Source organism: Pseudomonas sp. 2,4-D, from assembly GCF_030418155.1.
Lineage (GTDB): Bacteria > Pseudomonadota > Gammaproteobacteria > Pseudomonadales > Pseudomonadaceae > Aquipseudomonas > Aquipseudomonas alloputida.
Window position 1 is genome coordinate 63,902 of sequence record NZ_JAUHUI010000030.1, and the last position, 10,015, is coordinate 73,916.

Genomic DNA, 10,015 nt, shown 5'->3' on the forward strand with positions numbered 1-10,015 from the left:
CCATGAGCCTGCGTGCCGCGCTGTCGATCCTTGCGCTTTCGCTGCTGGCCGGCTGCGTGTCGGGTGGCGCGAGCGACCCCTTGGCCAGCCGCCAGGGCAGGGTGGAGGCAGGGCGGGCTTATGTGCAGCTTGGCTTGGGTTATTTGCAACAAGGTTTGACCGAACAGGCCAAGGCGCCGCTGGGAAAGGCCCTGGCGCTGGATGACCAGGATGTCGATGCGCACGCCGCGCTGGCGGTAGTGTTTCAAGCCGAAGGCGAGCCGGCGTTGGCCGAAGCACATTTTCGCAAGGCCTTGCTGATAAGCCGCGGTGACACGCGAATTCGCAACAATTACGGCAGTTTCCTTTATGCTCAGGGGCGATTTGCCGAGGCCAAGCAGATGTTTCGCCTGGCCAGTGCCGATACCCTGTATCCTGAGCGCTCACGCGTATACGAGAATCTGGGCCTGACCGCCCTGAAGCTCGAACGCCGCGATCAGGCGCACGCGTATCTGTTGAAAGCGTTACAACTCAACCAGCGGCAACCAAAAGCGTTGCTGGAAATGGCTGAGTTGTCCTACGAAAACAGGCATTATGTGCCGGCCCGGGACTACTACGATCGTTTCAGCCAGTTGAGCGACCACGACGCCCGTAGCCTGCTGCTGGGCAGCCGCCTTGCCAGGGTGTTCGACGAGCAGGGCGCACTGGCCGAATTGGGCCAGCAATTACAACGACTTTATCCCGGTACGCCGGAATATCAGCAATACCTGTCGGAGCAACGATGAACGCCGCGCATCCCGAAGTAGCAGTAGCGCCTGGCCAGAACCCCGGTGAGCTTTTGCGCCTGGCCCGTGAGAAACGGGACTGGTCTCAAGCCGAGGTGGCCCGCAAGCTCAACCTCACTGTCAGTTCGTTGAACCACGTGGAAACCGGCGCCTTCGACAAGCTGCCCGGGCATACTTTCGCTCGTGGCTACATTCGCGCCTACGCCAAGCTGATGGACCTCGACCAGGCCGCCCTGGTAGATGCCTTCGACCGCTACACCGGTACCCACGCCAAAGGCAGCGACGTGCATTCGCTGGGCCGTATCGAAGAGCCTGTGCGGTTGTCGCACAACATCCTGCGCGGCGTCAGCCTGCTGTTGCTGGTGGCTGTGGTCGGTGGTGGCTTTTTCTGGTGGCAGGACCAGGGCAGCCTGCGGGGCAAGGAGTTGGCCAAGATCGCCTTGGAACATGTCGAGGTCGAAAGCGCCGACGGCACCACACAGATTCACCCGCTCGATGAGCCTGAAGACCAGGCCGTTTCCGCTGGCCAGCAAGCTGAAAGTGCGCCGCTGGCGCTGGAGCAGGGCGCTGCCGAGCAGCCTGCTGCCGCTGAACAGGCGCCGGTAACCTCTGAGGCAGCCATTGCCACAGCGCCTGCTCCAGCACAACAAGCGCCTGTGCAACCCGCACCTGCTGCTTCGCCTGCACCGGTTACTCCTCCAGTGCAGGCCACTGCTGCACCTGCACCGGCAGTGGCGGCCGCCGAGCCTTCCGCGGTGCCAGCTGGCAGCGCCAAGGTCGCCATCCAGTTCACTGCCGATTGCTGGACCCAGGTCAGCGACGGCAACGGCAAGGTGCTGTTCAGCGCCATCAAGCGCAAGGGGGACAACCTCGAGCTGACCGGCAAGCCGCCATTCGCGGTACGCCTGGGCTTTGCCCGGGGCGCCCAGGTAAGCTACAACGGCCAGGCCGTCGATGTTGCCCCGTTCACCAGTGGCGAGACTGCTCGCCTGAAGTTGGGACAGTAAGTCATGCACGGCGAATCTCCGATCAAACGTCGCGAATCCCGCAAAATCTGGGTTGGCAATGTGCCGGTGGGTGGTGATGCGCCCATCGCGGTGCAGAGCATGACCAACACCGACACCAACGATGTCGCTGCTACCGTGGCGCAAATCCAGCGTCTGGTCGACGCCGGCGTGGACATCGTGCGGGTCTCGGTGCCGGACATGGACGCGGCCGAAGCGTTTGGCAAGATCAAGCAACGGGTCAGCGTGCCGCTGGTCGCCGACATCCATTTCGACTACAAGATCGCCCTGCGCGTTGCCGAGCTGGGCGTTGATTGCCTGCGGATCAACCCGGGCAACATCGGCCGTGAAGACCGCGTGCGCGCCGTGGTCGATGCCGCCCGCGACCGCGGCATTCCGATTCGTATCGGGGTCAACGCCGGTTCGCTGGAAAAAGACCTGCAGAAGAAGTATGGCGAACCGACCCCGGCCGCACTGGTCGAGTCGGCCCTGCGCCACGTCGAGCATCTCGATCGCCTGGATTTCCAGGACTTCAAGGTCAGCGTCAAGGCCTCGGACGTGTTCATGGCTGTCGAAGCCTACCGTCTGCTGGCCAAGCAGATCGTGCAACCGCTGCACCTGGGCATCACTGAAGCCGGTGGCCTGCGTTCGGGCACCGTGAAGTCCGCCGTCGGCCTCGGTATGCTGCTGGCCGAAGGTATTGGCGATACCATCCGCATCTCGCTGGCGGCCGATCCGGTCGAAGAAGTGAAAGTCGGCTACGACATCCTCAAGTCGCTGCATCTGCGCTCGCGTGGCATCAACTTCATCGCCTGCCCGAGCTGCTCGCGGCAGAACTTCGATGTGGTCAAGACCATGAACGAGCTGGAAGGGCGCCTGGAAGACCTGCTGGTGCCGCTGGATGTGGCGGTGATCGGTTGCGTGGTCAACGGCCCGGGTGAAGCCAAGGAAGCCCATGTAGGCCTGACCGGCGGTACGCCGAACCTGATCTACATCGACGGCAAGCCGGCGCAGAAGCTGACCAATGACAACCTGGTCGATGAGCTTGAAAAACTCATCCGCCAGAAAGCGGCCGAAAAGGCCGAGGCCGACGCGGCGTTGATCGCTCGTGGCTGACACACAGAATTCGTAAGGACTTTTCGTGAGCAAATCGCTGCAAGCCATCCGTGGCATGAACGACATCCTGCCAGAACAGTCGCCGCTGTGGCGCTACTTCGAAGGCACCGTGGCCGGGCTGCTGGACTCCTACGGGTACAGCCAGATCCGCACGCCGATCGTCGAGTTCACCGAGCTGTTCAAACGCTCGATCGGTGAAGTGACCGACATCGTCGAAAAAGAGATGTACACCTTCGAGGACCGCAACGGCGATTCACTGACCCTGCGCCCTGAAGGCACCGCGGCCTGTGTGCGAGCAGTGCTCGAGCACGGCATCACCGGCAACGGTCAGGTGCAGAAGCTGTGGTACATCGGCCAGATGTTCCGCCACGAGCGCCCACAGAAGGGCCGCTACCGCCAGTTCCACCAGATTGGCGTGGAAGTGTTCAACCTGGACGGCCCGGACATCGATGCCGAGCTGATCATGCTGACCTGGCGCCTGTGGGGCCTGCTGGGCATTCAGGACGCGGTCAAGCTGGAGCTCAACAGCCTGGGCACCAGTGAAGCCCGCGCACGCTACCGTGACGCGCTGGTCGAGTTCCTCTCGGCGCGCCTGGAGCAACTGGACGAAGACAGCCAGCGCCGCCTGAAGAGCAACCCGCTGCGTATCCTCGACAGCAAGGACCAGAACACCCAGGCGGTGCTGGTTGGGGCGCCGAAGCTGGAAGACTATCTGGACGAAGAATCGCGCGTGCACTTCGAGGGCCTGAAGGCCCGCCTGGACGCTGCCGGTATTCCGTTCGTGATCAATACCAAGCTGGTACGCGGCCTGGACTACTACAGCAAGACCGTGTTCGAGTGGGTAACCGACAAGCTCGGTGCCCAGGGCACGGTGTGCGCGGGTGGCCGTTACGACGGCCTGGTCGAACAGATGGGTGGCAAGCCGACCACTGGCGTTGGTTTCGCCATGGGCATCGAGCGCCTGATCCTGCTGTTGGAAACCCTGGGCAAGGTGCCGGAGTCCATCAGCCGCCAGATCGACGTTTACCTGTGCGCCTTTGGCGAGCAGGCGGAGCTGGCAGGCCTGCGCCTGTCCGAAGGCTTGCGCGACCGCTTGCCGGGCCTGCGCCTGGCTGTCAACGCCGGTGGTGGCAGCTTCAAGAGCCAGTTCAAGAAAGCCGACAAGAGCGGTGCACTGTTCGCCCTGATCCTCGGCGACGACGAGCTGGCCAAGCAAGAAATCGGCTTGAAGCCCCTGCGTGGCCAGGGCGAACAACAGAACATTGCCTGGGATGCTCTTGCGGAGCACCTGGAAACCGCGATCGCGCAAGCGTAACGCGGTTCAACAAGCGAATAGGCGAAAAGGAGTATTGGGGTGTCGAGTACCGATGATGATGACCTGGCAGGCGTCAAGGACTGGTGGAGCCGCAACGGCAAGCCGCTGCTGACCGGTGCATTGCTGGCTGGCGTGGTGGTGTTGGGCTGGAATACCTGGCACAAATACCAGAACAACCAGTCGCAAGGTGCCTCGCAGTTGTATCAGGCGTTGATTGAAACCAGCCTGACACCGACCGGCCAGCCGGACGCCACCAAGGTCGCGGAACTGGCCGGCAAGCTCAAGAGCGAGTTTGGCGGCACCGCTTACGCCCAGTACGGCAGCCTGTTCGTGGCCAAGGTCGCGGTTGACAGCGGCAAGCTCGATGACGCCGCAGCCGAGCTGAAAAGCGTGTTGGACAATCCGGCCGACGTCACCCTGGGCGAGATTTCGCGTCAGCGTCTGGCGCGCGTACTGGCAGCCCAGGATAAGGCCGAGGATGCCCTCAAGCTGCTCGACGGTGACGCCGATAAAGCCTTCCTGGCAAGCCGTGAAGAGTTGAAGGGTGACCTGCTGGTGCAGCTGGGTCGCACCAACGACGCCCACAGCGCTTACGAAAAAGCCAAGGCCGCGCTGTCCGATGACGCGGCGGTCGGTGGCCTGCAATTGAAGCTGGATGACCTGGCTAAAGGGGACGCGTAAGTGATCGGTTGGAAACATGCAGCAGTGCTGACCCTGGCCGTACTGGCCGCAGGTTGCAGCAGCAACAGCAAGAAGGAACTGCCCCCGGCCGAGCTGACCAAGTTCACCGAGGAAGTGGTGCTGAAGAAGCAGTGGAGCCGTTCGATCGGTGATGGCCAGGGTGAAACCTACAACACCCTGGTACCGGCCATCGAGAACGACCGTATCTACGCTTCCGACGTCAACGGCGAAGTCTTCGCCCTCGACCGCATTACCGGTGACGTGGTGTGGAAGAAGGACCTGGAGCTGCAGGTTTCCGGTGCAGTTGGCGTAGGCTATGGCCTGGTCATGCTCGGTACCCTCAAGGGTGAAGTCATTGCCCTGGACTCCAGCACCGGTGAGGAGCGTTGGCGCTCGCGCGTGACCAGCGAAGTGCTCGCCCCACCTGCCAACAACGGTGACGTGGTGGTGGTGCAGACCCAGGACGACCGCCTGATCGGCCTGGATGCCGCCACTGGCGACCGCCGTTGGATCTACGAGAACTCCCCGGCCGTGCTGACGCTGCGTGGTACCGGTGCGCCGATCGCCACCAACCGCCTGGCGGTTGCCGGCCTGTCTACCGGCAAGGTAGTGGCGGTGGACATCAACAACGGTGTGCCGGTGTGGGAAAGCCGCGTGGCCATCCCGAAGGGCCGTTCCGAGCTGGACCGTGTGGTTGATATCGACGGCGGCTTGCTGCTATCTGGTGGTACCCTGTACGTCAGCACCTACCAGGGCCGTGTAGCGGGCCTGGACCTGGAAAGCGGCCGCGAGCTGTGGCAGCGCGATGCTTCCAGCTATGTGGGTGTTGCTCAGGGCTTCGGTAACGTCTACGTCAGCGAAGCCTCGGGTACCGTGGAAGGTGTGGATGAGCGCTCTTCCAGTGCCCTGTGGAGCAACGACAGCATGGCTCGCCGCCAGTTGACCGCCCCTGAAGTGTTCAGCAGCTACGTGGCTGTGGGTGACTTTGAAGGTTACCTGCACCTGCTGAGCCAGGTGGATGGCCGCTTCGTCGGCCGTGAGCGCATCGACAGCGATGGCCTGCGCGCCCGCCCACTTGTGGTCGGCGACACCATCTATGTCTTCGGCAACAGCGGCAAGCTCGAGGCACTGACCATCCGCTGAAGCTATGCTTGAAGCCTTGGCGGGCTTCAAGTCGCGGCGTACACGCCGCCCGTACTCCGGCCGCTGCCTTGCAGCGGCCTTTGCATTTTCAAGAATTCGAGAGTGGAGAGCCGATGGTTCCCGTAATTGCCCTGGTGGGCCGCCCGAACGTCGGCAAATCCACCATGTTCAACCGCCTGACCAAGACCCGCGATGCCATCGTCGGTGACCTGTCTGGCCTGACCCGTGACCGCCAGTATGGTGATGCCAGCTGGCAGGGTCGTTCCTTCATCCTGATCGACACCGGTGGTATCACCGGTGACGAAGTGGGCATGGACGAAAAAATGGCCGAGCAGTCGCTCATGGCCATCGAAGAAGCCGACTATGTGCTGTTCCTGGTTGATGCCCGAGCGGGCATGACCGCAGCAGACCAGATGATCGCCGAGCACCTGCGCAAGCGGAACAAGGCGGCGATCCTGGTTGCCAACAAGATCGACAACATCGACCCCGACGTTGCACGCGCCGAATTCTCGCCAATGGGCATGGGTAACGCCATTCCGGTGGCGGGCTCCCAGGGCCGTGGTATCAACGCCTTGATGGAGGCCGTGCTCGGTCACCTGCCGCGTGATGCCGAAGACGAGGCCCTCGAACAGGACGTCGCTGAAGGTGAGGAAGCCGTGCGCATTCCTGGCCCAAGCGAGAAGGATGGCATCAAGATCGCCATCATCGGCCGCCCGAACGTTGGCAAGTCGACGCTGGTCAACCGCATGCTCGGTGAAGAGCGAGTGGTGGTCTACGACGAGCCGGGCACCACCCGTGACAGTATCTACATCCCGTTCGAGCGCGATGGCGAGAAGTACACCTTCATCGACACCGCCGGTGTGCGCAAGCGAGGCAAGATCCACGAGGAAGTCGAAAAGTTCTCGGTGGTGAAGACGCTGCAGGCGATCAAGGACGCCAACGTCGTGATCTTCGTCATGGATGCCCGCGAAGGTGTGGTCGACCATGACCTTAACCTGCTGGGCTTCGCCCTTGAAGCCGGTCGCGCCATCGTCATTGCCCTGAACAAGTGGGATGGCATGGAGCCGGGTGAGCGCGCCTACGTGAAGACCGAGCTGGAGCGCCGGCTGTTCTTCGTCGACTTTGCTGACATCCACTTTATTTCCGCGCTGCATGGCACGGGCGTGGGCAACTTGTACAAGTCGGTACAGGCTGCATTCCAGTCCGCGGTCACTCGCTGGCCGACCAGCCGCCTGACGCAGATCCTCGAAGATGCCGTGAGCGAGCACCAGCCGCCGATGGTCAATGGTCGCCGCATCAAGCTGCGCTATGCCCACCTCGGCGGTGCCAACCCGCCACTGATCGTGATCCACGGCAACCAGACTGACAGCATTCCCAAGTCGTACTCGCGTTACCTGGAAAACACCTATCGCCGCGTGCTCAAGCTGGTCGGTACGCCGATTCGTATTGAGTACAAGGGCGGCGAGAACCCGTATGAGGGCAAGAAAAACACCCTTACCGATCGCCAGGTCAACAAGAAACGCCGCCTGATGTCGCACCACAAGAAGGCCGAGAAGAAGCGTCGCGACAAACGCTAAGTAGCGCCATGTGGGGGCGGGCAAGGCCGCCCCCACAGACGCCCTTTGATCCAGAGCAATCCCCCTATTGTTTCAACCTTTTTCCTGACCGCTCGATCCGCTATGCTCGGACTCCACCCCGTGCCGGATATACCCCAGGAAAGAGGGCTCCATGATCCGCAGCAAACTGCCGAATGTCGGCACGACCATCTTCACCACCATGTCCCAGCTCGCCGTGCAGACCGGCGCGCTCAACCTGTCCCAGGGCTTTCCTGACTTCAATGGCCCGCAGGCCCTGCTCGATGCAGTGGGCCGGCACGTGGCTGCCGGGCATAACCAGTATTCGCCGATGACCGGCCTTCCGGCCTTGCGCCAGCAGGTAGCGGCCAAGGTCGAGCGGCTGTATGGGGCCAGGGTGGATGCCGATCAGGAAGTGACTATCACCCCCGGCGCCACCGAGGCTATTTTCTGTGCCATCCAGGCGGTGGTGCATGCCGGTGACGAAGTGATCGTCTTCGACCCCTGCTACGACAGTTACGAGCCGTCCGTGGAGCTGGCCGGGGGCCGCTGTGTACATGTGCAGTTGAGCGACGGCGATTTCCGTATCGACTGGCAGAAATTCAGCGATGCTTTGAGCCCGCGCACGCGCATGGTCATCCTCAACTCGCCACACAACCCCAGCGGCGCGTTGATCACCCGCGAAGACCTCGACCAGTTGTCCGCACTTATTGCCGACCGCGATATCTACCTGGTCAGCGATGAAGTGTACGAGCACTTGGTCTATGACGGCGTACGCCACGCCAGTGTGCTGGCCCATGAGCAGTTGTACTCCCGTGCCTTCGTGGTCAGTTCCTTCGGCAAGACGTACCACGTTACCGGTTGGAAGACCGGTTACGTGATCGCGCCGCCTGCCCTGAGCGCCGAGCTGCGCAAAGTGCACCAGTACGTCAACTTCTGTGGCGTGACGCCGCTGCAGTGTGCCTTGGCCGATTTCATGGCCGGGCATCCCGAGCATATTGATGAGTTGCCGGCCTTTTACCAGGCTAAGCGCGACCTGTTCTGCGGTTTGCTGGACGGCTCGCGTTTCAACTTTACCCGCACGACGGGCACTTATTTCCAGCTGGTGGACTATTCGCAAATCCGTCCTGACCTGAACGATGTCGACATGTCGCTGTGGCTGACGCGTGAGCACGGCGTGGCGACCATCCCGGTATCGGTGTTCTACCAGCAACCCATCCCCGAGCAACGCCTGGTACGCCTGTGCTTTGCCAAACGAGAGGAGACGCTGCGTCAGGCAGCGGAAAGACTATGCGCGATCTGAGTAAACTGCCGAACCTGAAAGTCGCACTGGTGCAAACCACCTTGGCCTGGCACGACCGCGAGGCCAACTACGCGCACTTCGAGGTGCTGCTGGAGCAGGTGGGCGAGGTCGACCTGGTGATCCTGCCGGAAATGTTTACCACCGGTTTTTCGATGCAATCGGAAAGCCTGTGCGAACTGGAGAACGGTCCGACCTACAAATGGCTGAAGGCGCAGGCGAAGAAGCATAACGCGGTGATTACCGGCAGTGTGATCATCCAGGCCGCCGATGGCAGCCACCGCAACCGCCTGTTGTGGGCGCGACCGGACGGCGAGATTCTGCACTACGACAAGCGCCACCTGTTCCGCATGGCCGGTGAGCACAAACATTACACCCCAGGCGAGCGGCAGGTGCAGTTCGAGCTCATGGGCTGGCGGATTCGCCCGCTGATCTGCTACGACCTGCGCTTCCCGGTGTGGAGCCGTGACGCCCAGGACACTGACCTGCTGCTGTACACCGCCAACTGGCCGGCGGCGCGTCGCCAGCACTGGAACCGCCTGCTGCCGGCGCGGGGGATCGAGAACCTGTGCTATGTGGCGGCGGTGAACCGGGTGGGCACGGACGGTAAAGGCTTTGCTTATTCTGGTGACAGCCAGGTGCTGGACTTCCAGGGTGAGAGCCTGCTCAGTGCCGGGGAGGCGGACGGGGTGTTCACTGCAGTACTGAGCGCGGCGGAACTGGCGGCGTACCGGGCCAAGTTCCCGGCCAACCTGGATGCCGATACCTTCGAGCTGCACTGACAGCAGGCCCGGCCCTTTCGCGGGTAAACCCGCTCCTACACAGATTGGTGGTGGACACACATCGGTGGTTGGGCACGGGCCCCCGTAGGAGCGGGTTTACCCGCGAAGAGGCCGGCCCTGCTGACTAATTTCCACCCGCTGTTCACCGTTGCCACCGCCACCGTATTCGCGGGTAAACCCACGCCTACCCCGGTGGTGGACACACATCTGGGGTTGGACACAGGCCACCGTAGGAGCGGGTTTACCCGCGAAGAGGCCAGCCCTGCTGGCCAATTTCCACCCGCCGTTCACCGTTGCCGCCGCCACCGTATTCGCGGGTAAACCCGCTCCTACACA

General features: G+C 62.4%; 9 protein-coding genes. All 9 read left to right on the plus strand.

Annotated elements, in window-relative coordinates; genetic code table 11:
- Positions 1–2 precede the first annotated feature (2 nt).
- The 9 genes from pilW (at position 3) to QYE47_RS19585 (ending at position 9,679) form a co-directional block, all read left to right on the plus strand.
- Positions 3–764 carry a type IV pilus biogenesis/stability protein PilW gene (gene pilW, locus QYE47_RS19545; protein WP_014589755.1) on the plus strand — a complete coding sequence of 254 codons (762 nt, stop codon included), beginning with the start codon at positions 3–5 and terminating at the stop codon, positions 762–764.
- A complete protein-coding gene (locus QYE47_RS19550) occupies positions 761–1,771 on the plus strand; it encodes a RodZ domain-containing protein (RefSeq protein ID WP_014589756.1) in 1,011 nt (336 codons plus the stop codon). The genes pilW and QYE47_RS19550 overlap by 4 nt, the downstream gene beginning before the upstream one ends.
- A gap of 3 nt (positions 1,772–1,774) precedes the next feature.
- A complete protein-coding gene (gene ispG / locus QYE47_RS19555; protein ID WP_010952070.1) occupies positions 1,775–2,884 on the plus strand; it encodes a flavodoxin-dependent (E)-4-hydroxy-3-methylbut-2-enyl-diphosphate synthase in 1,110 nt (369 codons plus the stop codon).
- Between the two features lie 25 nt (positions 2,885–2,909).
- A complete protein-coding gene (gene hisS / locus QYE47_RS19560; RefSeq protein WP_014589757.1) occupies positions 2,910–4,199 on the plus strand; it encodes a histidine--tRNA ligase in 1,290 nt (429 codons plus the stop codon).
- 39 nt (positions 4,200–4,238) lie between these two features.
- On the plus strand, positions 4,239–4,880 hold the full coding sequence (locus QYE47_RS19565; protein WP_014589758.1) for a tetratricopeptide repeat protein: 642 nt from the start codon (positions 4,239–4,241) through the stop codon (positions 4,878–4,880).
- On the plus strand, positions 4,881–6,023 hold the full coding sequence (gene bamB, locus QYE47_RS19570) for an outer membrane protein assembly factor BamB (protein WP_003248513.1): 1,143 nt from the start codon (positions 4,881–4,883) through the stop codon (positions 6,021–6,023).
- 113 nt (positions 6,024–6,136) lie between these two features.
- Complete coding sequence (gene der, locus QYE47_RS19575) at positions 6,137–7,600, plus strand: ribosome biogenesis GTPase Der (protein WP_014589759.1); 1,464 nt, start codon at positions 6,137–6,139, stop codon at positions 7,598–7,600.
- A gap of 151 nt (positions 7,601–7,751) precedes the next feature.
- Positions 7,752–8,900: a pyridoxal phosphate-dependent aminotransferase gene (locus QYE47_RS19580; RefSeq protein WP_014589760.1), complete on the plus strand. Its 1,149-nt coding sequence runs from the start codon at positions 7,752–7,754 to the stop codon at positions 8,898–8,900.
- Positions 8,888–9,679, plus strand: a complete 792-nt coding sequence (locus QYE47_RS19585) for an amidohydrolase (protein ID WP_014589761.1) — start codon at positions 8,888–8,890, stop codon at positions 9,677–9,679. The genes QYE47_RS19580 and QYE47_RS19585 overlap by 13 nt, the downstream gene beginning before the upstream one ends.
- Positions 9,680–10,015: the final 336 nt, after the last annotated feature.

Bases quoted from the DNA above. Each gene is read 5' to 3' on its own strand.
- QYE47_RS19585 (WP_014589761.1), top strand. From the start codon at position 8,888: ATGCGCGATCTGAGTAAACTGCCGAACCTGAAAGTCGCACTGGTGCAA.
- QYE47_RS19550 (WP_014589756.1), top strand. From the start codon at position 761: ATGAACGCCGCGCATCCCGAAGTAGCAGTAGCGCCTGGCCAGAACCCC.
- QYE47_RS19580 (WP_014589760.1), top strand. From the start codon at position 7,752: ATGATCCGCAGCAAACTGCCGAATGTCGGCACGACCATCTTCACCACC.
- der (WP_014589759.1), top strand. From the start codon at position 6,137: ATGGTTCCCGTAATTGCCCTGGTGGGCCGCCCGAACGTCGGCAAATCC.
- pilW (WP_014589755.1), top strand. From the start codon at position 3: ATGAGCCTGCGTGCCGCGCTGTCGATCCTTGCGCTTTCGCTGCTGGCC.
- ispG (WP_010952070.1), top strand. From the start codon at position 1,775: ATGCACGGCGAATCTCCGATCAAACGTCGCGAATCCCGCAAAATCTGG.